The sequence below is a fragment of the Klebsiella sp. AqSCr genome (assembly GCF_008452795.1).
Classification (GTDB): domain Bacteria; phylum Pseudomonadota; class Gammaproteobacteria; order Enterobacterales; family Enterobacteriaceae; genus Klebsiella; species Klebsiella pneumoniae.
In genome coordinates, this window is the sequence record NZ_MJDM01000005.1 from 1,718,796 (window position 1) to 1,741,976 (window position 23,181).

The 23,181-nt window shown below is 49.6% G+C and carries 26 protein-coding genes and 2 pseudogenes; 6 read left to right on the plus strand and 22 right to left on the minus strand.

The window, feature by feature from the left end; genetic code table 11:
- The first annotated feature begins 89 nt into the window (after positions 1 to 89).
- Positions 90 to 1,481: an exodeoxyribonuclease VII large subunit gene (gene xseA / locus BHE81_RS12305; protein WP_023301586.1), complete on the plus strand. Its 1,392-nt coding sequence runs from the start codon at positions 90 to 92 to the stop codon at positions 1,479 to 1,481.
- Here xseA and BHE81_RS12310 read toward each other — a convergent pair.
- The 3 genes from BHE81_RS12310 to BHE81_RS12320 all read right to left on the minus strand — a co-directional run bounded on the left by BHE81_RS12310 (position 1,465) and on the right by BHE81_RS12320 (position 4,165).
- Complete coding sequence (locus tag BHE81_RS12310; RefSeq protein WP_023301585.1) at positions 1,465 to 1,683, minus strand: zinc ribbon domain-containing protein; 219 nt, start codon at positions 1,681 to 1,683, stop codon at positions 1,465 to 1,467. The genes xseA and BHE81_RS12310 overlap by 17 nt on opposite strands.
- A gap of 49 nt (positions 1,684 to 1,732) precedes the next feature.
- Positions 1,733 to 2,812, minus strand: coding sequence for a Gfo/Idh/MocA family oxidoreductase (locus BHE81_RS12315; protein ID WP_023301584.1), 1,080 nt, complete (start codon positions 2,810 to 2,812; stop codon positions 1,733 to 1,735).
- A gap of 237 nt (positions 2,813 to 3,049) precedes the next feature.
- Positions 3,050 to 4,165, minus strand: a complete 1,116-nt coding sequence (locus BHE81_RS12320; RefSeq protein WP_048289948.1) for a site-specific integrase — start codon at positions 4,163 to 4,165, stop codon at positions 3,050 to 3,052.
- A gap of 220 nt (positions 4,166 to 4,385) precedes the next feature.
- Here BHE81_RS12320 and BHE81_RS12325 point away from each other — a divergent pair, with 220 nt between their 5' ends.
- Positions 4,386 to 4,580 carry a helix-turn-helix transcriptional regulator gene (locus BHE81_RS12325; RefSeq protein WP_071889553.1) on the plus strand — a complete coding sequence of 65 codons (195 nt, stop codon included), beginning with the start codon at positions 4,386 to 4,388 and terminating at the stop codon, positions 4,578 to 4,580.
- Positions 4,581 to 5,082: 502 nt separating this feature from the next.
- Entirely contained in the window at positions 5,083 to 5,508 is a 426-nt protein-coding gene (locus tag BHE81_RS12330) for a hypothetical protein (protein WP_038423071.1), read from the plus strand.
- A 32-nt stretch (positions 5,509 to 5,540) separates the two neighbouring features.
- Here BHE81_RS12330 and BHE81_RS12335 read toward each other — a convergent pair whose 3' ends face one another.
- The 9 genes and pseudogenes from BHE81_RS12335 to BHE81_RS12385 all read right to left on the minus strand — a co-directional run bounded on the left by BHE81_RS12335 (position 5,541) and on the right by BHE81_RS12385 (position 14,666).
- On the minus strand, positions 5,541 to 6,503 hold the full coding sequence (locus BHE81_RS12335; protein WP_016831724.1) for an Abi family protein: 963 nt from the start codon (positions 6,501 to 6,503) through the stop codon (positions 5,541 to 5,543).
- 1,030 nt (positions 6,504 to 7,533) lie between these two features.
- Positions 7,534 to 8,163, minus strand: a complete 630-nt coding sequence (locus BHE81_RS29130; protein WP_032743365.1) for a hypothetical protein — start codon at positions 8,161 to 8,163, stop codon at positions 7,534 to 7,536.
- 130 nt (positions 8,164 to 8,293) lie between these two features.
- Positions 8,294 to 8,665, minus strand: a complete 372-nt coding sequence (locus BHE81_RS12350) for a hypothetical protein (RefSeq protein WP_149888806.1) — start codon at positions 8,663 to 8,665, stop codon at positions 8,294 to 8,296.
- A 91-nt stretch (positions 8,666 to 8,756) separates the two neighbouring features.
- The gene (locus tag BHE81_RS29025; protein WP_048290035.1) at positions 8,757 to 8,954 is read right to left on the minus strand and encodes an HGGxSTG domain-containing protein; all 198 of its coding nucleotides are present in this window, start codon (positions 8,952 to 8,954) and stop codon (positions 8,757 to 8,759) included.
- Positions 8,955 to 9,208: 254 nt separating this feature from the next.
- Positions 9,209 to 11,920: a tape measure protein gene (locus BHE81_RS12360; protein WP_149888807.1), complete on the minus strand. Its 2,712-nt coding sequence runs from the start codon at positions 11,918 to 11,920 to the stop codon at positions 9,209 to 9,211.
- A 7-nt stretch (positions 11,921 to 11,927) separates the two neighbouring features.
- Positions 11,928 to 12,254: a hypothetical protein gene (locus tag BHE81_RS12365; protein WP_029497059.1), complete on the minus strand. Its 327-nt coding sequence runs from the start codon at positions 12,252 to 12,254 to the stop codon at positions 11,928 to 11,930.
- Positions 12,255 to 12,560: 306 nt separating this feature from the next.
- Entirely contained in the window at positions 12,561 to 12,884 is a 324-nt protein-coding gene (locus BHE81_RS12370) for a superinfection immunity protein (protein WP_162833786.1), read from the minus strand.
- 69 nt (positions 12,885 to 12,953) lie between these two features.
- Positions 12,954 to 13,085: pseudogene (locus BHE81_RS12375) on the minus strand (PerC family transcriptional regulator); the annotation flags it as partial.
- A gap of 441 nt (positions 13,086 to 13,526) precedes the next feature.
- Positions 13,527 to 14,666 (minus strand): hypothetical protein, encoded by a 1,140-nt coding sequence (locus BHE81_RS12385; RefSeq protein ID WP_032743370.1) that lies wholly within the window; start codon positions 14,664 to 14,666, stop codon positions 13,527 to 13,529.
- 332 nt (positions 14,667 to 14,998) lie between these two features.
- Between BHE81_RS12385 and BHE81_RS12390 the strand changes: the two genes are divergently transcribed.
- The 3 genes from BHE81_RS12390 (at position 14,999) to BHE81_RS12400 (ending at position 16,916) form a co-directional block, all read left to right on the plus strand.
- Positions 14,999 to 15,097, plus strand: coding sequence for a YoaK family small membrane protein (locus tag BHE81_RS12390; protein WP_032416298.1), 99 nt, complete (start codon positions 14,999 to 15,001; stop codon positions 15,095 to 15,097).
- Between the two features lie 188 nt (positions 15,098 to 15,285).
- Positions 15,286 to 16,410 (plus strand): XRE family transcriptional regulator, encoded by a 1,125-nt coding sequence (locus BHE81_RS12395; RefSeq protein ID WP_032416300.1) that lies wholly within the window; start codon positions 15,286 to 15,288, stop codon positions 16,408 to 16,410.
- Positions 16,407 to 16,916 carry a DUF4411 family protein gene (locus tag BHE81_RS12400; RefSeq protein ID WP_032416302.1) on the plus strand — a complete coding sequence of 170 codons (510 nt, stop codon included), beginning with the start codon at positions 16,407 to 16,409 and terminating at the stop codon, positions 16,914 to 16,916. The genes BHE81_RS12395 and BHE81_RS12400 overlap by 4 nt, the downstream gene beginning before the upstream one ends.
- Before the next feature lie 50 nt (positions 16,917 to 16,966).
- On the opposite strand, the gene BHE81_RS12405 is transcribed toward BHE81_RS12400, so the two are convergent.
- The 10 genes and pseudogenes from BHE81_RS12405 to BHE81_RS12445 form a co-directional block, all read right to left on the minus strand.
- Positions 16,967 to 17,953, minus strand: coding sequence for a helix-turn-helix domain-containing protein (locus BHE81_RS12405; protein ID WP_038423068.1), 987 nt, complete (start codon positions 17,951 to 17,953; stop codon positions 16,967 to 16,969).
- A 20-nt stretch (positions 17,954 to 17,973) separates the two neighbouring features.
- Positions 17,974 to 18,417, minus strand: coding sequence for a single-stranded DNA-binding protein (locus BHE81_RS12410; RefSeq protein ID WP_032743373.1), 444 nt, complete (start codon positions 18,415 to 18,417; stop codon positions 17,974 to 17,976).
- Positions 18,418 to 18,598: 181 nt separating this feature from the next.
- A pseudogene (locus BHE81_RS12415) lies at positions 18,599 to 20,712 on the minus strand (DUF927 domain-containing protein).
- Positions 20,709 to 20,924, minus strand: a complete 216-nt coding sequence (locus BHE81_RS12420; protein ID WP_004177030.1) for a hypothetical protein — start codon at positions 20,922 to 20,924, stop codon at positions 20,709 to 20,711. Before BHE81_RS12420 ends, BHE81_RS12415 begins: the two are co-directional and overlap by 4 nt.
- Positions 20,921 to 21,184 carry a hypothetical protein gene (locus BHE81_RS12425; protein WP_004202353.1) on the minus strand — a complete coding sequence of 88 codons (264 nt, stop codon included), beginning with the start codon at positions 21,182 to 21,184 and terminating at the stop codon, positions 20,921 to 20,923. The genes BHE81_RS12420 and BHE81_RS12425 overlap by 4 nt, the downstream gene beginning before the upstream one ends.
- The gene (locus tag BHE81_RS12430; RefSeq protein ID WP_048289954.1) at positions 21,181 to 21,498 is read right to left on the minus strand and encodes a hypothetical protein; all 318 of its coding nucleotides are present in this window, start codon (positions 21,496 to 21,498) and stop codon (positions 21,181 to 21,183) included. Before BHE81_RS12430 ends, BHE81_RS12425 begins: the two co-directional genes overlap by 4 nt.
- Positions 21,495 to 21,674: a hypothetical protein gene (locus BHE81_RS28730; RefSeq protein WP_022064556.1), complete on the minus strand. Its 180-nt coding sequence runs from the start codon at positions 21,672 to 21,674 to the stop codon at positions 21,495 to 21,497. Before BHE81_RS28730 ends, BHE81_RS12430 begins: the two co-directional genes overlap by 4 nt.
- Positions 21,667 to 22,398, minus strand: a complete 732-nt coding sequence (locus BHE81_RS12435; RefSeq protein ID WP_190295856.1) for a host cell division inhibitor Icd-like protein — start codon at positions 22,396 to 22,398, stop codon at positions 21,667 to 21,669. Before BHE81_RS12435 ends, BHE81_RS28730 begins: the two co-directional genes overlap by 8 nt.
- Entirely contained in the window at positions 22,395 to 22,574 is a 180-nt protein-coding gene (locus BHE81_RS12440; RefSeq protein WP_038423062.1) for a DUF4222 domain-containing protein, read from the minus strand. Before BHE81_RS12440 ends, BHE81_RS12435 begins: the two co-directional genes overlap by 4 nt.
- Positions 22,574 to 23,176, minus strand: coding sequence for a Bro-N domain-containing protein (locus BHE81_RS12445; protein WP_038423061.1), 603 nt, complete (start codon positions 23,174 to 23,176; stop codon positions 22,574 to 22,576). Before BHE81_RS12445 ends, BHE81_RS12440 begins: the two co-directional genes overlap by 1 nt.
- Positions 23,177 to 23,181: the final 5 nt, after the last annotated feature.

The following is a 23,181-nucleotide window of genomic DNA, read 5'->3' on the forward strand; positions in this document are numbered from 1 at the left end:
CCCTTTTTTGCAAATAATACTTGCCATCCCCTCTGAGCGCGTTACTATCGACTGAATAACCTGCTGATTTAAAGTTTGATCTTGCTCACATGTTACCCTCTCAATCCCCCGCAATTTTTACCGTAAGCCGCCTCAATCAGACGGTGCGTCTGCTGCTTGAGCGCGAAATGGGCCGGGTTTGGATCAGCGGCGAGATCTCTAACTTCAGCCAGCCCTCCTCCGGCCACTGGTACTTCACCTTAAAAGACGATAATGCCCAGGTGCGCTGCGCGATGTTCCGCAACAGCAACCGCCGGGCCACGTTCCGCCCGCAGCACGGGCAGCAGGTGCTGGTTCGCGCCAACATCACGCTGTATGAGCCGCGCGGCGACTACCAGATTATCGTCGAAAGCATGCAGCCCGCCGGCGAAGGGTTGCTGCAGCAGAAGTATGAGCAGCTGAAAGCGCAGTTAACGGCGGAAGGACTGTTCGAGCAAAAACATAAGCAGGCACTCCCCTCTCCCGCCCACTGCGTCGGCGTCATCACCTCGAAAACCGGTGCCGCGCTGCACGATATTCTCCATGTCCTCAGGCGCCGCGATCCCGGGCTGCCGGTGATCATCTACCCAACCGCGGTCCAGGGTGACGACGCCCCCGGGCAGATTGTGCGCGCCATCGCGCTGGCCAACGCGCGCCAGGAGTGTGACGTACTGATTGTCGGACGCGGCGGCGGTTCGCTGGAGGATCTGTGGAGTTTTAACGATGAGCGGGTGGCGCGGGCTATTTTCGCCAGCCAGATCCCTATCGTCAGCGCCGTCGGCCATGAAACCGACGTCACGATCGCTGATTTTGTTGCCGACCTGCGGGCACCGACTCCCTCAGCCGCCGCGGAAATCGTCAGCCGCAACCAGCAGGAGCTGCTGCGCCAGCTGCAGTCCGGACAGCAGCGGCTGGAAATGGCGATGGACTATTTCCTCGCCAGTCGCCAGCGCCGTTTTACCCAGCTGTTCCATCGCCTGCAGCAACAGCATCCACAGCTGCGCTTGGCCCGCCAGCAGACCGCCCTGGAACGCCTGCGCCAGCGGATGCGTATCGCCGTGGAGTCACAGCTTAAGCGCGCAGAACAGCGGCAAAAGCGCACCGTTCAGCGTCTGAATCACTACAACCCGCAGCCGCGGATCCACCGCGCGCAGTCGTGGATCCAGCAGCTGGAATACCGGCTGGCGGAAATTATGCGTGGCCGCCTCAGCGAGCGGCGTGAACGGTTTGGCAACGCGGTGACCCATCTGGAGGCGGTGAGCCCCTTAGCCACCCTGGCGCGGGGCTACAGCGTCACCTCGGTGAGCGACGGTACGGTGCTGAAGCAGACAAAACAGGTCAAAACCGGCGATCGGCTCACCACCCGCCTGAAAGACGGCTGGGTCGAAAGCGAAGTGAAGCAGATCGCGCCGGTGAAAAAAACGCGGGCCAGAAAGCCTTCGCCCACTAAACCAGCGGAATAAATTCCACCCGTTTTTTCGAGATCAGGCCATGCCCATGCTGGCAAAAGTAATCCACCGCGCCGCACGCCTTCAGCACCTCCAGCGGCTGGTGGCATTCCGGGCAGCGGGCCTCGAGGGCAAACACCCTTTCGCACTGGGCGCAATGCGCGCTACTGCCTTTGACATCTAACGGCGCGTGGCACTGAGGGCAATCAAGTTCCATAACCATTCCTTTCAACGTTTATCTGCACCTATTTTATCATGTTCCGGGTTTAATGCGGGCCGCGTAATTGCTGCTGCAACCTGAGCAGCCATTCCACTTCCTCAAGCCTACGCTGCGTTAGCCCGGCCACGCTGTCCGGCGCCCGGATAAACAGATTATCCGCGCCGAGGATCTGCTCATCAAGACAGTGCGTATAGATCGCCCCGGGCCGGGTCCAGCGCTGCACCCGCTCGCCGTCCTGTAGCGTCACCACTTCGCCCTCAGGGGCGCGATCGAGGGTGATTACTCGCCCGTCCCGCAGTCCTATTCGCATTCCCTTTTGCCCGCCCGCGGGACCCGCGTATTTGTTGAGCCAGATATTGAGCGGGATAGTGCCCAGGGTTCCCTGCAGATGCGCCACCCCCTCGGCAGTGCTGGTATCCCCTGGAGCAATGTCATGGCCGAGGCGGTCTTTCGCCACCCGAAGGAAAAGGCTCAGCGCCGTATCGCTTCCGCTGGCGTGCAGGGTTTCGCGGAGCATCGCCAGGACATGGGTGCCGATATCGAGGATCACCCCATCAGGGTGACGCAGCTGCCGGGTATCCAGCTCCCCGGTGGCAAAATTGAGTGCGACCGGCTCACCAGCGCTGTTAAAGCCGCTTGGCTCCTGCAAAGAGCCTTCGAGCCAGACGATATCCTGCGCTGACAGGTGCGGCGGAGGCAGGCCGCTGGCCTCCCCTTCCGCCCGCCACAGCGGGCCAGGAGCGTTCAGCGCAACGCCTCGCGCCATCCAGTGGTCAAGAGCCAGCACCCGCGCGGCCTGCTCAGTCGGCGCCAGCAGCGCCCGCAGCCGGGCGGCCTGCTCAAGGTTGGCCACGATCGGCTTTTCCACCACGATGCGGGAAATGCCGCTGGCTAACGCCCTCTCCAGTACGGGCAGATGCTGAAGTGATGAGGTGGTAATGAAGAGCGTATCCAGGGGTTCGGCCAGCAGCGCCGACAGCGAACTACAGCGCTGGATCCCCGGCAGCGCTCTGCTGCAGTCCAGGTCATAGCCCTGGCAGCGGTCGATGACGTCCCCCAGGCGACGCAGCGCCGGTAAATAGGCGGTTTCCACCACCGCGCCGAGGCCGATAAAACCAATCTGCATAGTAAGTCCACCTTTGAGCCGCTCTGTTCCCGGCGAAGTATCGCGGGATTATGGCGGAAGGTTTTGACATTTACCGGCATGGCGGCCACAAAAAACCCGCCGAAGCGGGTTTAATGATTATTTGCTTTTCTTGATGTGAAAAACAACTAAAACACCAATAACATTGATTAATATGATTTTTATTTTATTTATAAACTAATTGTGTACACCCTTGTGTACGTGATTTTGAATGGTGCTTCAACCTTCACGTAAAATACTATCCAGTTTCTGAGCATAGATCAGCAAATGCGTTGGAGACAAATGAGCGTACTTTTTAACCATCTCAATGCTTTCCCATCCTCCCATTTCCTGCAAGGCAGAAAGTGGAACGCCAGCTTGCACAAGCCAGCTTGCCCAAGTGTGCCGGAGGTCGTGAAAACGGAAATCCTCGATGCCCGCTTTTTTAAGCGCGGCGCGCCAGGCGTTATTGTCATCCACCCGCATTTTTCTAACTGCGGGCGTCAGCGTTCCATCCGGTCGATGTTTTGCCGTGGTGTGAACGAACACCCACTGGGAATGTTTTCCCGCCTGCCTTTCAAGGATATCGCAAGCACTTTGATTCAAAGCCACGCCAATTGCTTGACCAGACTTAGACTCTTCAGATGGAATCCATGCGACCCGACGAGAAATGTCAACCTGCTGCCACTGAAGATTAATGATATTTGAACGTCTAAGCCCTGTTGCAAGAGCAAATTCAACAACTGATTTTAATGGTTCACTACAAGCATTTATAAGTTTTTTGGCTTCGTAAGGTTTCAACCAACGTACGCGAGTATTCTTGACAGGATAAAGACGAATGTAAGGCATTTTTTCGAGCCATCTCCATTCAAGCCATGATTTGCGAAGTAGAGCCTTCATAAATGCAAGGTGAGTGTTCTTTGTCGCCATCGAGACGGCTTTTGGAACATACTTTGATGGGGCCAGTGCTGAGGCATTACAAGCCAGATACTTGGCTCTCCAGTTCTGTTCATACTTCTGATTAATCATTGAGTTAACAGCTTGGTAAATCATATCCACTGTTATTTCATCAAGGTATCTTGTCCCAAAGAATGCCTGCCAGAACATAATTCTTTTTTTGTCATCACATAACGTTTTTTTACCCGATTTCTCTTTCAGCCAGCGTATGCATGCCTTTTCAAAAGTTACACGTGGTATGTATCCAAGCCTTGATGAGCACCATGATTCGTACTTAACTTTGTCATACAACTCTGAAGCAAGTTTTTTATCGGTTGTCCCCATAGATTTGCGGACTCTCTTACCTTCGTAATTTTTATAGTCAACGTACCAAATGTTGCCTCTTTGATAAAATGCCATATCCGCCTCGCGATGGTGTGCTGATCTCCTTCTGTAAGTTTGGTAAAAATTTCTCTATATACATGCAAAATGTGTTGGTTCGGTTGGTTCAGTTGCCTCAAAACGTAAAGTCCATTGTTTTATTTGGATATTTATCAAAAAAGTGAACCAACACCACCAGATTTTGAACCAACATTTAGCTGAGTGAACCAACATGCATCCAGTTTATGAGGTGAAACCGATGAAAATTTATCTTATGGACCTGAAACAGGTATGTGAAGCAACCGGGTTTGGGAAGACAGCTATCTACAAATGGATGGGCAAAGGTACTTTCCCTTATCCAGTGAAGATTGGGCGCAGTGTCCGCTGGCCATCTAATGAAATTGAGGCATGGATAAATGGGCATATATCTCATCGAGATAGAGGTACCGACTAAGTCGGTTTTACATACGGGACAGCCCTTCATGTACTCTAGATATGGCTCTAAAGGTGATATTTTCCCACCTCTAGCCAACAACAGGATAACCGTTGGTTACCCTGTTCTCCTGGAAGGTTCCCTCTTACATCCGGGATTTTCCCGCATGTACGGGCCAGGCAAATTTAATACGGCCGATCGTCCCTATAGTATGCAGCGCCAACCACGACGCACGTTTACCAATCAGCGCAATCCAAATCCGTATCAAACAGTATAAATTTAACACGCATCTTTTTTGGATGCTCCTGTAAGTATTTCAACTCCAGACTATCGCCAGCGCGGTTCCTTCTGCGTCAGTAGTTATCAAATTTCCAAAGCATTCCAAAATTTATGACCACCAGCGCCTCACACCCAAGGTTAGGATGGATGGAGAAAATAGTCAGTTATGCGAAACCTAATCCGTATAACATCGTTATACAGTTGTATACTGTATAGACCGAAAACACTGATATGGCGGCCCCTCATGAGCAAATCCAATCTTGTAGCATTCCGCGTTCCGGCTGAATTGCATGACGCATTTAATCAGGCTGTAGCGGCGGCGGGCGGTGACAAAACAGCATGGCTTCTCGATGCCCTTCGCAGCAAACTGAACCAGCCAGAGAGCAACCCACAGCAGCGCATGCTTGAGCTGGTGGAGCGAATGGAAATGGCGGCGGCTGCGCTGGCGGGTGGCAAACAGGGGATCCCGCCGACCCTGTACAATGAAGCGGCTGTTATCGGGATTGTTGCTGATACTATCCGGGAAGGGTTCGACAATGGCCGCATTATCGCTGAGAGGCTCAATGCGGCCGGTTATCAGACAAAAGCGGGCAAAGCGTGGGATAAGGACATTTACAGCGCCTGGAAGCGTCAGGGGCACAATGCTGAGAAGATAGTAGCGGCGCTATGATCGTAGCATTCATAATTATTTAATGTGCCCTACTATTCGATACCGAATAGAGCTCTTGGAAATCCTGTGTTATCAGGAAGTCCCATCGCAGTTAAGTTACAACCGGGAAGATATGGCTTGTTGTCTACTAATTCAGCGACATGCCTAATCCAGTTTGAGCCCGGGCCAATCTTTTTCACCAAAAACCATAGCACTGCTATCATGCCGTACATTCTTTCATAGGCATCATCATTCATATTCAGGCGTTCAAAATATGGATGATTTGGCAGGGGCATCAACTTCGGCTCATTAACCTTGTTCCAGATACGTGAGTGGTGAGCGCAACGATTTCTCATTACATTCATGGCGCTGAGCCAGTTCTGGAAAATAGCCCCATTACCCGCAGCAATACCCAGCCTAGATAGAATCCCGTTACGATGCCCGTCTTTTAACATCGCATAATACTTCGACATCAGACCGAAATCCCACACCTCGATAACAACCCAGAATGGGAGTCCCTCATACTTACCCTCATGCCACTTTATAAAGTCCTCTCGACTTTTGGATATTTCATTTGTGTGCTTGCTAAGCCACTCCTCCCTCGCGCTACACCGCCCACGAGGACGACCTCTTAGATGCTTAGGATTTATTAAAGAGTCATCAAGATATGCGAGAGGTGAAATTTTACCAATTTCATGCGCAATAACAGAACGGACATAAACCTCTATTCGTTCCAAGGCATTCATCATCAATAAACGCATTTTTTTATCGAATAAGTATAGGTCGTATACTGCCCGAAAGTTCGTACCTGGGCGTACTTGATCTAAACGCGTCCTGATGTTCTCGGGAGTTATGTGAGGGATTCGGCACGGATACCAAAATCCGGAGAGTCTGTAGTAACCTACTTGAGAGATTTTCTTTATTGCATGATCCCGGTCTGGCACATCCATGCCACGCGAAAGTAACAGATCGATAAGTTCGTCATATTCTTTATGAACTTTAACCGGATCAGCCATGCAACAGTATCCCTACCTCCAGATATAAGAAGGCCCGGCCATAACAATCGCTCATCTGGGATGAGATCAAGCCAGGGGGCCGGGCTCAGTTGCTGGTAAATCTACCTGAAGATATCAGTATGTCAATGTGACATGTCACGAAATGCTAACCCCTCTACCGCCTACATAACAGTAAAAATGCAGTAAAAACACTATATGTTGATTTTATTCAGCTAATTAACTACTACAGAAGGTAGTCAATAACTTTTGCCTATTAATCCAATTTTATAAAGGAGGTTATCTATCATACTTCGCTTTCTTCCACTGGTAGGCTAGTGCTACCATCCTGCGGCGGTGGCGCTCTTTGGTCTGTAGTGACTGTGCCGGCCCATTGTGAATGGTGTAGTGGGTATGGTTATCAAGTACTTCACCGTTCAGCCTGGGTATTGTTAGCTCTGTTATCTCACGGCCTAGCAAAGGCATTTACCCGTCTCATTCTGAGATCAAGAAAAAAAATCTGGAAGATTGATTTTTACGTGCTTCAAACGGCAGTGTTGTTTACCGTCATACCTTACAGAAAAAAATGCTCAGACCAGATTTAGCGCGGTTCCACAGATATCAAGCACGAATTTATGTATAAGGCTGGTGGCTTTAACTGACGGTTTTTTTTGACGTTATGTTGATCTAATTTTGACGCATTTTTGAGGAACATAACATCAAAATTTGACGAATTTTGTGTAAGGCATGACACCTAATTTTGACTTTTCCCGAGGCAAGCATATCAGCTGGTGGATGTTATTTCTAAGACTTGCTACAACAGTTTCATTTTACTGAAGAAACCCATTACCTCTTCATAGCGATAAAGTGCGCCGCCTTTGGGAGTACCAATCTCAGTAACAGGTGAAGGGAAAGGAGTCGGAAACGCTGGCCATCTGCGCAATCCAGCAACTAGTGATTCTGGTACGGCAGATATTCTTGTCATTAGCAGTTTGCTCTCTGTTGTTGGCTGAAACACCAGATAGACAATTACCTTACCGTGATCTTACCGTATTCATGGGGTAGCCTTTTTGGATGCCCGTTCAAATGACCTAATTGACGCCTCCGCTTTGCGCATCACCCGGGCAAACCCTTTAGCGTCCCTCGGTTCTTTCAACCGCCAGTAAGCTGATTCAGTCTTTAGCAGCCGAGAGCGCTTTTTTTCGAAGGTTTCCCATCGCATGCCGGCAGGCTTCGGAAACTTTAGCGGGCTATTTAACAGGCTGCCCGCGGGCGGGTACTCACCCCCCCAAATATTATGTCTCTGCTTCCACACGCTGCGCCGTAAGCGAGCGAGCTCATCTTCACTCTGGCTGGCATAGTGAAGGCTCCAGCACTTGCGACACCCTACATCCTTCCGGCCAATGAATAATTTCGCAGCCCGGCCACCACAATGCGGGCAAATGTACCATCGCCGGTAGCCAAAACCTGCCCGGGTGATCGTGATGCCAATAACCCGCATTACCCCGTTGATTGTCGCGCTGTAGCCACCAGAGACCATCGAGAAGTACACCCTTCCGCTCTCGGTGTCACAAAAAATCTGTGTTTTCGGGCTTGAATCCACCAGCTTTCTTTGCATATCTGCCAGAAACTGGAGGTTAATCCGTGGTAGCGCAGAGGTGTAAACCCGCGTCGGCTCTCTCATTGCCTCAGATCTCCGCTAAAAAAAGCCGAAAATGAATACGAAATAATATGAGTTCCGCAACATTAACAATTCTTAACCACTCACGGGGTAAGCGGTTTCTGTGCATATATCGGTTTCGTTTTCTGCGCAATCATGGCTTTGATAACTCCCGCAGGAAAGCAGCATCCATCTGCGGTTTTGCATCAGCAACGCCATGCTGCAAAAACTCTTTCCTGGCCCTGGGGAGGGTGAATTTCTGCGGGATATTCGGATCTGCTACATAGATTGCGTAATTTGCTGAATATCCGATGCGTCCAGTGATGCGCGTCCCGTTAGTGATGACCTCTTTAAACTGCGAATTAATCAGCGTGCTGGTATCAACTGGCGTATAGATTGCGGCTACGAGTCCGGCCTCATGCAAAGCGGCTGTCATTGCGCGAGGTAAGCGCCGCCCAGTAATGTCCCTCACCAGCGCATTCATGTTGCGCCGGATGTTGTTCATGCCCCTGCCATTAATACCCATTTTTCACCTCTTATCTCTACCAGGTACGCGCAGCAAAAAGCTCCATTCTGCTGCGTACCTTTCTGCGTACTGCGTACCATCAGCGCGAACCTTACTGCGTATTGTCACCCTGGCTGGTAGCCTGCCGCTGTCTCTCCAGCCAGCGACGGAATCCCTCTAACTGCCGGGCCTTACCCTCTGGCGTCTTTGCGCCGGTGCTCATGCCGCCGTGTAACTTGCAGCGCCCAGAAGCGTAGAGCGCCGTCATTTTGCACGGTGTCCCTTTCCTCGTCGTCGCTCCGCACGTCATATCCCTGCAGGCTTCCGGGAAAGGTGTTTCGCCGCCGATATCATCAGCCCACGCACGGTATAGTTTTCGCTTTTCGTCGTTAGTCACGGGATCGCCCTTCGATGTCAACTTTTGTCACACTCTCATGGGGTAGGTTGTTTACTGGCTGCGTTCACACGAAAAAAAGTTCTTATTTCCGACGGGTGAAAATGCTCTTAAACTGGCAGTCCTGTAAAGCATGAGGGAGAGGGTTTACCTCCCCCCCTTAGGGCACATTAAAAGGCGCCCCTTGCCTGCCGTCTAAGCCCGTGCGCATCTGCGATCGCTGTGGACATTGGGCCGCCGGTATCCACGTCATTGAGAAATCCAGTAACTGTTACCACGTCACCTTGCTGGAAAGCTTCAGTGCCCGTGATGTTGTGCTGACTGCCGGTTGTCTGATCTATCAGCTGGATATTTACCTGTATCGACCGTTTAGAGCTATCTCCCGATTGACTGGATGATGCCGATGAAGCAGGTAGATATTCCTTACCTGTAGACGCCTTCTGGATCGTCGGAGAACTGCCGGTAACATCCTTATTGCTGAACACCCGGCCACGGTCGCCAGGAATCATAATTAACCCGTTCTTGGTCTGCAGGAGTTCAGGCATATTCCCTTCGCCAACCTGATACGCCCCACCAGCGCCTACCGTCCCGCCATTTTTTCGTTTGCCGGCCAGAGCGGCACCGATGGCGAACGCAGCTACCATGCCGGCAATACCGGCAATGGCAGCCCCACCGAATGTGGCGATAGAAGCTGCGGCTGCGGCAGGAGCCCACGCGGCAGCAGTTTGCGCACCGGCCTGTTGCGATGAGTTAGATGTCATCTTATCGGCTATCATCGCCATCGCAGCATTTTTCAGGTATTGAATACCAACTTCAACCAGAGCCTGAATGACGCTATTAAGAATGGCGTTCCCCAGATTCTTGAAAGCCTCTGTGGCGCTTTGCGTACCGTTGATTAATCCCGTCATCGAACTGGCGGCCTGGCTGGCAAAACCATCAACTGCCGCCGCCATAAGTTCGTTAGTTGTGCTTTGGTTGCGGAATATCTCCCATTGAGCCTCAATTCGCTGTTTTTCATAGGTATTGTTTGCAGCGTTCCTGAGAGCTAAAGCTTCCTGTTCAGTGATTGTCTTTTGCTGTTCAAACTGCTGAATAAGCGCAAGTTCCTGAGCATGCTGGTTAGCGAGGCGCTGTACTGGATCTACCTCGCCGGCTGCCTGTTGCTGTGGCGTAACGACCTGCTGCGCACGAATTTTGGCTAGGTTGACCTGATGCTGCTGTTCCATCAACTCCGATTGCTGGTTATAGGTCTTCTGATCAATCATCTGGCCATCGAGCTGGCGTTTAAGTTGATCTCTGCCGTCAGAATAGGCTTTATTTTCCTTCCTGAGCGGGTCATTGCTGATCGCATCATTAAGGTCTTTCTGTCGCTGCTGAGCGTCAAATAACTGCCCGGCCAACTCACGCACTCTTTCCTTCTGTGCATCGGTAGCCTTAGCTCCGAGAGCGGCCACGGCATTAAACTGCGCGGCCTCTCTGGTGTTCTCGTCATAGCGCATTGTCAAAACGGCAATCTGCCGCTGCAGGTTGTCGATTGAATCGTCGCCGCGAGCAAAGGCATTCTTCGGGGTTTTATCCTGTTTTTTTCTGGCGTCCGCAATTTGCTTATCTAGAACAGCAGCAGCATCAGCATATTTCTTATCATCAATTAGCCCTTTGGACTTGTCTTTGCTTAGCTGTTCACGCTGCTGGGTGAGCTTATCAACTACTGTTTGACCTGATTTGATAATGGAGTTCGCGTTATTCTCTGCCGTTTTCTTTTCGAGATTGGTGATATAGGCTGGCTTTTCCCCTTTAGACGGCGTGTATACACTTTGTGAGTCTTTACTTGCCTGCTGAGCCATTAGGATCAAGGCACGCTCCGCCTTAAGCCTCTTAACCGTTTGCTCAGTTTGTTTTACTCCCCAGCCCAAGCCCGCCTTTCTCGCCTTAGCTAAATCAGACTCAGCGACAGCTAGTTGCTCAGTATTTTGCTCAAGCTTTTGAGTCAGCATCACAGCATCTGGAGCGCTTCCGGTTGCGACGCTGATACTGAGCGCGGCTCCGTCCAATAACTTCGCCAAATAGCGAGAAGCCCCAATAGCATCATCTATTTTTGACACTGCTACGCCAAATTGAGTAACCAGGGCATTAGTAGCCTGTGAAACGGTGCGAGGCATCTTCTCAAACTGCTGGTTGATCTCGTCAGAACGCTTTTCAATTGCCGCAAGAACTTCACCAATATCTAACTTGCCGGCCAGCATCAATTGTCGAAGCTCGTTAAACGGAATTCCCATGCCGTCGGCAATCTGTCGAGCCAACTCAGGCATTTGTTCCAGTACCGAGTTAAACTCTTCCGCCTGAATTCTTCCTGACGCTACCGATTGCATAAATTGCCTGAGAGCGTTAGCCATTTCCTGAGCCGATGAGCCACCGATAGTGCCAATCTTTTGCAGCGTCATCACGAGCCGGTTAACATCGCTGTTAGTAGCACCTACGGTTTTCAGTGTGGCGGTGAGTTGCTGCCAGAGGTTGACGGTATCCCCAAGGCTGGCCCCGGTTGTCGAAGCAATACTCACAAGCTGCTGAAAGCTCCGCGCCCCTTCCTCTGAACTAGAGGATAAACGCGTTACTCGCGCCTGAAGTAGCGTGAATTCCTCAGAAAGCTGCTGGAGCTTTATCAACGCCTGAATTGATATGTATCCTTTCACGGCCACAGCAAGGCGCGAAAACCCTCCGCCCAAGTTATCCAGGCTTTTATCTAGCTTGTCAGCAGAGTTAGCTGTCTTTTTGACTGAGTTTTCAATTTGCTTTAAAGCTGTATCTGCGCTCGCCTGACCAGCCAGCAGTTTGGCCGCATCGGCTTCAATCTCAATGGTGTATTTGCCAAAATCAGTTGTCATGAGCGCCTCAGTGTAGGGTTCTTACTTTGTTTTTTTTCAGAGCGTTGGTGTTCAGAAGAGTTATGACTAATCGACCATGTTCGGTAAGGCGATATTCAGGGCCATCAAATGATATAAAATTCATTAACATGCGATAGGCTTCTCGTTCAAATGTCGCGCCATATTCATCTTTAGCGGCATATATTGTGTTATCGACAAGCCCCGCGGCGAGCAGGTGTTTTTCAACGTTGCCACTTACACCGTCAATGCTAAGAATGTTGGAGCCAGTTTCCCGGCGCAGATCGCGAATATAGGTTTCGGCAATAACTTCAGCCAGTCTCTGTAGTTGCTCCATCACCCACCCCGCTTAACGGATTCAAGGCCCTTAGCGACCAATGCGCGGGCAATAGCGTTTACCGTTGGTGCTACACCAATCGGAGAACGCTTGCGCTCCTCTTCCTGAATTTCACGAATGGACTGAAGATGCTCCCGGCAAAGTGCTACCGTGATTTGTGATCGGTTCATCTGCTTACCCCTGATATTTATACAGTCAATTTGTATTGTAGTTTATGCAACATAAATGGCAAGCATTGCGTTTTGTGAAACACAAAGGTACAAAAAAACCCGCCGAAGCGGGGTTCTATTTCTGGATGATTAACACTTATGGTAGGTCTTTTCCGCAAAATCGGCACAATATTGCTTCTTTTTTTATTGTTTCGGCGCAATACGGGCATTTTTTAGTATCATCTACTGAACCGGCATCTATAGATTCTACGCCAAATGCCTGCGGTTCTATCTTTACCACTCCTGGGCTTGTGAAAGACCATACAAGCGCGGCTATCCACCCCAAGAAACTCCAGCCCAAGACAATATTTAGCACCCATATTGCCGTTGAGTTTTTATGCTCCCTTGAACTGGCGATAACGCCGGGAAGAACATAGATAATAATAGCGAATATCAAAACAATGATGTTCCATACTGACATCAACTTATCCCCAAAAGTAAATAAAGTATTATCGTAACATCGAAGAAGATTAATCCAATACAATCACTTTCATCGGCTTGTTTTTAACCTGAACGCTTCCCCATTGGGCTGAGCTATTCCCATGCGGTGCTGGGTCTCCTTCGCTGCCTTGTGAAGCCCACCGAAATCTTCTGCGCGGGCTGGTGGGCGCTTAAACATCTCCTGCCATAGCACGCTCTCTACGACCATTTTCGAGCGCTATCTGCCCTTATAGGCAGAACACACCATTTCTGCCATACATAGCCAGAACACACCGTTTCTGCCTATAAATAAGATATGAGCATTTTCATGGGGCGGTATGATTCTACATGTGATGCTCAAACTGTCGCGCAGCAATGGTCACCAGCATGAACAGAACGACGAGGACTACGCCCAGCCCCCTGCGTCTCATATAGAATGCCGCTCCTGCAGAGAGACCAATTAACGCCAGTGTGACTGGCCAGATAGCAATTGCTGACAAGTAGGCCGCTATCAGGTAATCCTTTGTCAAACCTTATATCTCTTTTTCTTTCAGGGTTTTTGTAACTACCGAACACATAACAGGCTAATTAGCAAAACATAATCAGAGCCCTGTGATAACAGGGCTCGCATTTTTCTGGTTATTCAAAGAGAGCTTTTTTTCGCTGCTTCAACCTCAGCTTCACAAACATCATAGTTATTGAAATTATACTGAAGGAAGATATATCCTTTATCAGAACTGTTTGCTCTAGCTTCGATCGATACGGAAGTTAATTTACTTTTTAGTGGAGCCTCTGCAGTTCCTTTCCACTCAGCTGACAAATATCTTTCATGCTTATACAATCCCATCATCCAGTCTCTGGGGTCTTTCCATATTGAACCGGCCAGAAGGAAATCATTTTCCTTGGCCTTTCCATAGATAGAAGATAGTGACTCCATGAGCTCTTTAAATCTTGACTTGATAGTAAAGCCATAACTATCTGTATCAATATCTTTCCCAAGAGCTCTTATTTGGCATAGCCCTACTGTTGGAGATATCAACAGCCCATACGCATCAAAGCCAGCATTCATTTTGGGTAAAGAGTTAGCCGTATAAAGATTGACATTATTCGCCATTGGCTCAAGCTCTTCACCAATCATGTCTTCAATATTTTTCTTAGACAAACCGGCCTCTAAACCGAATGGTCCTTCACCTGGTGGAAGTAACGGCGTTCTGGTGGAATGGGGTTCTGCTTTGTCTGCTTGTTTTTCTGTGATTGCTTCGTTTGCTTGCTCATTAGGTACTTTCACTTCAGCTAACCCATACGTTGCCGAAAGGTATCTCTGTTGAAGCATCGCCCTTGTTTGCTCCTGCGTCGCAATAGCAGATAGTTTCAGTGCCTGTAGCAGACCACCACTGTACTGACTTGCATCTTTCTTAGCATCGGCAATCTGTGTATCAAGAGTTTCAATTTCAGTTTTTAATGCCGCCGCTGCTTCAGGATTTGGTTTAACACCGCTAACAGATATCTCAATCTTAGCCCCCGACTCAATCGCGTTAATACGCTGCTCCAAAAGGGCTTTATTAGTCCCTAAGACTTCAAGCCTGGCTGTTATAAGATTTCTAATTAACCCCCCAGTATACTGCCCCTGCTGTGATTTAGCCTCGACAATTTCTTGTTCAGCCTTAGCTAGTTCGCTACGGAGACTTGCAACTTCCTGCTTCTGCTCAGGGGTTAAATCCTTTGGCCCACACCCAGCCAAGAGGCTAGTGGCAATAACGCATGCTAAAAGTGTCTTTTTCATATCCCTAATCTCATTATGTCACCTCGGATTTATCCTAACATCAATCGAAGCAGCAAAAAATCACCGCCAATTCCTGTAGTAGGTAGAAACGAATGGATCACCGTGTCGATGTAGCACGGCGTTAACACGTACCCCTGATAAATACACAGGTATCGCCACTCCTGATTCCGATCTAATATTGAGCTATATCATCTGCATACCCCGTACGCATAGCTCTGACTGTTCTTCTGCGCCAGCTCAAAATCGTGGTTCTCTGCATTGCTATGTGGTACTCGCTATGAGAGTTATGGTGCTGGAATCCTGCTTTAAATTAATCGATTCAAGGAGGATCTATGAGGATAGGCATTGCCTTCCCGGTGATCGTGTTTATCGTTGCCGTCGTGTTTCTGGCGTGGTTCATTCTGAGTGGTTATGCCAATCCAGGATCTTAATCTTAGTGAGGAGTTTCATCTGACTGATGGGGCTGGTATGCATAGTGATTTGGCTGGCTAGGTGCGTTTATGTGTCTTACAAAAGATGAGAAAATTTGGTCATTTTGAGATTGAGCCAAGTTGACGCTACTTTGCTATTGAACCAGAATGAATTGCGGTTAATGGATGTTAATAGAAATTGGTGAAGCATGGCGCAGGCGTTTATAAATACAAAAATGCTGACATGGGCTAGAGAAAGAGCCAATCTTTCAACTAGTTATATAGCATTAAAAATGAAAAAAGATCCTGAGCTCATCGAGAGATGGGAGAATGGAACACGCCCCATCACTTTTAACGAAGCACAAAAATTTGCCGATTTGACTCACACCCCTTTTGGATGTCTTTATCTGGATGAGCCAACCGTTGAAACACTGCCAATACCAGACCGTCGGACGGTAGGCAGCAGAGACATTGATGTCTCTGCTGAGTTAAGGGATACCCTTAGCGATGTAATGATTAAAATTGACTGGTACAAGGAATACTCTATTGAGAGTGGGCTGGATACTGTCGAACTAGTAGGAAAGTACAATAAAAACACAGCATATACCACGCTTGTTAACGAACTGAGACATAAGCTTAGGGTCACGATCCCACCTCGTTCAGGAAAATGGGAGGACTTTTTTTCAACTTTAATAAAAGAAGTTGAAAGGAATGGCATCTTAGTTATGAAAAATGGTGTTGTAAAAAACAACACTCATAGGCCTATTAGTGTTGATGATTTTCGCGGGTTCTGCATAGCAGATAAACGAGCTCCGGTGATATTCATTAACAATAATGATGCAAAATCCGCCCAACTATTCACCCTAATTCACGAATTATCTCATTTGATGATCGGTGAATCTGCTATCAGTGATCTGGCATATCAAGCTAAGTCTAGTGAAGAAGTTCTTTGTAATGCTGTAGCAGCAGAGTATTTAGTTCCTGAGTCTATTTTCAAAGAGCAATGGGTTCGTACAGAAGACTGGGAGGAGAACATTCCTCATTTAATAAATATTTTCAAAGTTAGTCGCTGGGTAGTTGCAAGGAGAGCTTTGTCTCTTGGCTATATCAGAGATGATGAATATTTGTCTTATGTAAGAAGGATTAACGATAAGACTCCCGGTGGTGGGGGTAGCTATCCGAGAACACAAAAAGGTAGGGTCAGTGAAACATTCGCAAAAGCTGTTGTCACACAAGCTCTTGAAGGTAAATTACTTCTTCGTGAAGCCCAAAGGCTAACTGGCATCAGACCCAGTAAATTAAATGAATTTGCGCAGAAGGAACTAGGGCTTTGACATACATCATCGACTCAAACATATTTATCGAAGCGCAGAACACTTACTACTGCTTTGATATCTGTCCTGGTTTTTGGGATTTCCTTTCTGAACGATTTCATTCCGGTGAACTCATTAGCATACGCAATGTATACGATGAGATTGCTAATAAAGATGATGTCATATTCGATTGGCTTAGAGATCGCAAGCATTATTTCGATAGTGTTGATGATGAGAATACACAGAAAAATTTTGCTGCCATAGCAAACTACGTTCAGAAAGAGTATTCTTCAAGAAAGCCTAACAACCCTAATATTGCATCATTCTTAAGCGTAGCGGATCCTTGGCTCATTGCAAAAGCAAAAACTCTTTCTGCTACACTCGTTACCCATGAAGTGAGAGCTGGGAACGGGAGTTTCAAACCGAAAATCCCCGATATATGTGATAAGTTTGGTGTAGCAACAATCAGGACAAACGAGCTACTGAGAAACCTACAAATCAAGTTTATTAAAGAGATAAAAAAATAAACATTGCAAAATTCAAACCCGCGAATATTCGCGGGCTTATCAAATATCTATTATTGGTAATAGTCTTTACCAATAAGGTTCATCAGTATAGCATCCATCTCATCTCGCCCTTCGTGTCGGTCACTTTTGAGTAGCCATTTCAGCACATCAATAGCCTCCTGCTGGTGGATAGGACTGATCGTAGCAAGTTGGGTATCAAGCCAGTCCTCTCGATCATAGACCTCCTGACTCAGCCCTTCAGAATACTGGTGACCTAACTCTCGCCCAGCAGCATCGCGTATCCAATAAAGCCACGTCCAGTAATCAAATTCGCGGACAACATCGGATAGTGTGTGAGGTGAAGGCAGTACATCCGTGAAACCATGATGTGCATCTTTCCGAGCATCATCCAGTTCCAGATATCGCTCGATACCTGAAATACTTCCATCGGCGACTTCTTCCCTCGTCAGCCCAAAATCCTCATCTACCAGAAATGCAGATCGTGAGATGAGTAACTCTGCTTCTACTGGTTCCATAGCAGCTTCATAACTACCAAACACAGCACGAACTTCGCTGGCCTTCCTGATATTCTCCCTGGCAAGCTTGAGGTAGTGCTGAGGATCATCCATGAAAAAGGTACCGAAAGCGGCTTGCAATATGTCAGCACCATTAGCGACCATCCAGTCACGATACCGTTTCTCTACGTCTTTTGGGCTAATGGTAAGCTTCTCAAGTGCTACCTCTGCAGCATCCAGATGTGCTGGCTCATTCAGCTTAATCACTTCCAGCACCCACAAATAAGCATCGGTCTGCTTATGACCAGTGATGACCTTTTGGGGCGGCAGTGCCTTTGTTAACGCAGGTACGTTCGAAAAGCGCGCCTCAGGGATAGTGAAAAGAACCTTGTGAGCCGGATTATCAGCGAACAATCCACTGCGCTGGCAGAAGCTACTCACAGTGCTGGGCTTAAGTCCCATTTTATTCGCGATGGTGCGATACCCTACACCACTACGTTTGAGGCGAGCGATTTCCGCCTTCTGTTCTGTAGTCAGTCGCATGTTACTGATCCATACCCATGTCAAAAATCATCGTCATACGGAGGTGTCTGGTCGTATCCTTCATACCCGTTCGCGGGCGGTTGCTGCTCCTGGGCCCGGCGCAGGGCATCAGTAGCCTGTCCTTGTTGACCTACTTTACCGCCTGGGCGGACCGCTCTGGCGCTGAGTACACTGTCCGCAATAACCTGATAACCTTGCTGCATACCACCATCCTGACCAGTCCACTGATTGAGCTGCATATTGCCCGCCACGCTGACAAGGTCGCCTTTATGGTGTTTGGCCAGCGCGTCAGCCTGCTTACCAAAGGCAATCACGCCCAACCAGAAAGTAGCCTCTCCGTTATCTGCCGCATTACAGGGCAGAGCTACCGCCAGGCGGGCCATTGTCATGTTCGTACCTTTTCCCGTTGTTCTGGTCTGCGGGTCGGCCACCAGCCGGCCATACGCTGAAATTTGAGCTGTCATCGCAGTGATCCTCTCTTCTGATACCCTGTACCTGATTCAGTGTTGGTTCAAACTGGTAGTTTGTTGCCTCAATGTTGGTTCATTTTTTAAACATGAAACCTTATTAAACAGATATATATAACTACTGAGGCAACTGAACCAACTGAACCAACACTTAATCTACACACATGAAAGAGTGCTTTTACTCTGGCTGGCCATCGTCCGGCAGATACTGCAGGACATAAACCCGAATCTGTCGCCCATCAATGCGTGGTGACTTTCTCTGAAACCCCCGGCCTGAAGTCGGCGGTGTCAGCATGCCAGCTTTCTTCAATACCTCCGCAAACTGACGAGTGTTAAAGCCGCGGGCGATCTCCCCTTCGAAGGCTGCCGGGAAGGTGTAGAACACCATCGGGTCAGTCTCATGACCGCCCTTCTGCCGGTATCCCGCCATGTTGGAGATGGGGAGACTGGTCGGGTCATACGGGAACGGTGCAAAGCGGCTCATGCCGTAAGCGTTCAGGAATGCCTCTGTCTGCTCAATAATTTGCTGATGCTCTTTGTTGCCGGTACCGAATTCACGCAGCCAGGCGTTATAGCTGTACTGAATAGCATCCCGACACGTCTGCTCATCCCAGCCGGTGATCACATTACCTAACAATAGTGCGGCTTCCAGAATGGCAAACCGGGCGCCAACACGATGGACCTGCTCCCCGTAATCCGACGGGATCAGACTACGCCAGCGCTCTTCCGCTGCTCTGACGGCGTTCACCGCCTCTTGCTGGTGGTCAGCCAGCCATTTCACCCACTCACGCCCAGCCACTCCATGGTGATGCTGGTATGCATCTTTGAGGGCATCGGCATGGTGTTTGCCGTTGGCATGCTCATGGAAACGAACAGCCCGGCGCATCGGGATATTCAGCAGGCGAACCAGCTGGCCTGCTTTAGCCTTGCGACCGGCGCTCGCAATGAAGGTTTCCAGATCCATCTCACCGGTACTGATGGCCACAGTACGCCAGCGCTTCAGATCACGGTTCCCCCCTCCTTCGCGCCCTGCAGCTTACCCGTACCATTAAATAGCGCGTAGGCAGATTTGTAGACCTCCACCGGATCAGCGCCCTGCCCGATTTCGTCTAGCGGCATCAGCGCGTCGTTGTGTGCGGCAGCTTCATTCGCCAGCCCCAGCGCGGTACCGTACCAGGTAAGGCGCAATACATCAGGATTGCCGTAGAGACTGGATGCCACATTGGCAGTGGTGGTCTTACCGGCGCTCGACTGCTCATAGAGATGGATACCAAAACCATCAGCGCCGGCAAGGCCAATCAAAGGAGCTGACAGCGCTGCGGCCACGCCAGTCATCATCGAGTAGTTGCCAAAGGCCAGACGTCCAACGCTCTCTCGCCAGCTCTCAACAGTACCGCTGGTGGTATAACCGGATGCGGCAGAACTTCGTCCGTTAAACAGCACCGGTTGATCTGGAGTACCAATGATCTCGCCATCCGGCATGATGTAGGCGCCACACTGCCAGCCCGTAGCATGCGCAATGCGCCATACCTCACCATTGGCACAGCTCTGCAGCCAGTCGGCCAACGTTGCACGTAGACCACTTTTGGTTGTGACGTTCAACCCACCAGCCTTAAGCGTTCGCCAGCCTTCGCGTTCACCAATATCAGCAAATGGTATTGCCTGGACAGTATCCCCATTCGAACCGAATGGGCGCCAGCGCAGGATCAGATACCGGGTTTTACTGTCATCTATGCCAGTGCCTATGACCTCCAGAGCAGAACACAGCCAGCTTTCACGGGTAGTTATTTCCCCGGTATCTTTGTCTGATTTGGGTTCAACCCAAAAAATACCGTCAGCTCGGCTTTCAACATGTGGCTTCAGGTTGTCACTATTCGCAGATTTATTGGCTTTCAGAATTGATGTCGTTGTGTGCTCGCCCTGTTCTCTGAGCCTGGCCAGATATTGCCTCCAGTTTTCCGGTTTTTGGTCAGGAATTCCCTTATATAATTTCGCTTCCAGTACACCTGCCTGTGCAAGTTTTTCCCCAATGGCATTAATCATTATTGGCTCAATGCTTCCAGCCAGATAAACACGAGCACTGCGACGCCCTTTATCAATAATTTGCAGGTTCTCCAGTTCCGCCAGCTGCTTCGGTCCAAGATAAATGGGAGGTGTTCTGTCCTCAGCGACTTGTTTACCCATGCCCTCTTCCCACCCTTTTGCATGTGCATACGCATCGGTTCCAGCAAAAATAACTGCTTCAGTAAATTTTTCTTTTGGCAAATGTTTCAGGTTAGGTGCCAGTTTCATTGACGCTTCTCCCGATGTGCACGCAAGACGTAATCAGCAAGTTCTTCATCCGCCGTTTTAATCGTTTCTGGTACATCCTGGAGTAACGAGATCAGAGCACAAATTAACTGCATATCCCGTTCAGATGCTTTCGTGCCCTCTAACCATATTGAGAGCAGTGCCTGTGCTTGTTCAACACGACATTGGGCATCAATAAGCTGCATATCGCTCATACCCTGACCTCCGCATCAATTCTGGCCATATCGACAATCGCCAGGACTTTATCCAGCCAGCAATGCACAATGACTGCTTGCTCAACGTCGAGGTATGGTGATAAATCGGTCATTACATGAACCAACCCATTGCGAGCGCGGGCCATACGTTCTGCGGTACGCTCTGCCAGCGTAAAATCTTCCGGATACGGTTGCTCACGGGATAGCATCGCCTCGGCCTCAAGTTCAGCAGGATGGCGGTATATAGCGTTTATATTCATTTTCCCGCCCTCATTTTTGATTCTTTGACGCAGTCAGAACGACACACACCCGCATTCGATACGGTATCGTTCAGCGCCAGCACCACCTCACCAACCGTACCCAGCATTGCGCCTATTTTGCGCATGTCTCCCTTTGCGGTCTCCTCGGTATAGTTGTCATTATCCGTGGCCCAGAACATCAGGCTTCCAATGGCACTAATGCCGAGCAACAAATCACTCACAGCCTCATCCATGCGGTTCTGAATGCCTTCCAGCTCATCAACGGTGGCGCCTTTGCCGAATTCGTGGCGAACTAAATCGTTATACAGGCTCATGCTGCCACCTCCTGTACGCGTGTAATGCGAACGTGGCAGAGACCTTCACGCTGCGCCTGAAGCACTGCGTGGGCCATTGCTGTTTTAGTGTCGCTGGATGTGAGTTGATAGCCGATGCCAACGGTTAAACCGCGCTTATTGACGGCATAGCCGCTTATGCGGAAATAACTACGCATGAGCCACCTCCAGACGGATGCGGCCGGCGAAAAAGCAGACATGATCGCGAGCCAGTGAACGGCGGGCGTCACGTTCAGACGGTGCGGTGATATGGTGAATTTGGGCTTTAATTGTCGTTATATCGCGGCGAACAGCGGCGATAATCCAGATAAACTGCGGATTTTGGGTAGGGGTAGTAGCCACAATGGCAGCCTCCTTGTACTGGGGATTAATCCCACCACCGGAAACGCCAATTTCACTGGTGGTGAGCTGAACAGGGTTGGCGTAACCGGCGTACAAGGTAACCGGCGCGGATTTCTCCGCCCCCATCCAACTCACCATAACTCTGCAAGCGGCACGGATTATAACCGCAGCGCTGAAAAAAGGGTGAGCGAATGTGAGGACACAAAAAAAGACGCTAGGCGCGTCATGTGTCGCCTTGTACTTTCCCAGGACGCCAATCCCGGCACCAGATTTTGCTGGTGCGTTATAACCATAGACCGGGATGATGTAGAACATCAAGTCCTTTTTTACGGACTCCGAAAACACATTACTGCAGGTGTGATGTCCATCGCGCGTAATTGTCTCGAAACTCCGCCAGGCATTTTGTACGCCACTATCAGTGGCCCGCAATGTGACAGGTTTTGACAGGTTCACGCGGTGACACACCACCAGCAAAGCTTTAGCTTTTGCATTCATCAGGCCAGCCAAAGAGAGATTTTTACCCTGGACGGTGAAAATCATTGCTTTACCTCCGAGAACTCCTTCATGAAACGCTCAATGGGCTGCACGCAAGGGAATTGGTAGCCCTTGCGGTAGAACGTCACGCGGTTATGCGCTACAGCGGTCACGTTCACCATCTGGCCGTGAGCGTCGCGGTAGGAGTGATTTGGTAACGGTGTGCTGGTGGGCTTAACCATTAATGAACCTCCAGCAGATCCGGCTGATACTTGCGCCAAAGCTCGATTTCTTCAGCAGCAAGGCGGGCCTTCTCGCCTTTGCACGACTGCAGGTCTTTACCGCGCTTACTGGCCTTCTTCGTGTACAGCTCTTTGCGCCGGGTATGGTCATTCAGGAAGGCGAACGGCACTCCGTAGGAGCCGGTTTTGCGGATGGACGGGATAACGTCGCGGAATACCCAATTACTGAAGCGATGGGCGAACGTACCGGGCGTGGATGCTTTACGGCTACGGGCAATCAGTTTATAGAAGCCAGATTCTGCGGCCATATTCCAGCTACGCGCCCCGCCGCGCTTACCCGAATGACCCTCAGTTAAAGTTAGGGTCATTACCTCGTCACAATCCAGAGAGGAAACGGCACTGGTTGGATTGCTGATCTCCAGCGCCAGGCAGACGTCTGAGACAACAAACCACGGCTCACCGTAAACATTCACAATGCGCACGGTATACCCCTCAAATTTAATAACTGAAATATCGCTCTCTTCGGCTTTGAATATCTCTTTCTGGCTGGCTACAGGCTGAGTGGAGGCCTCAGAATTGAATCTGCTTTTTTCGATTTTCATTTTGT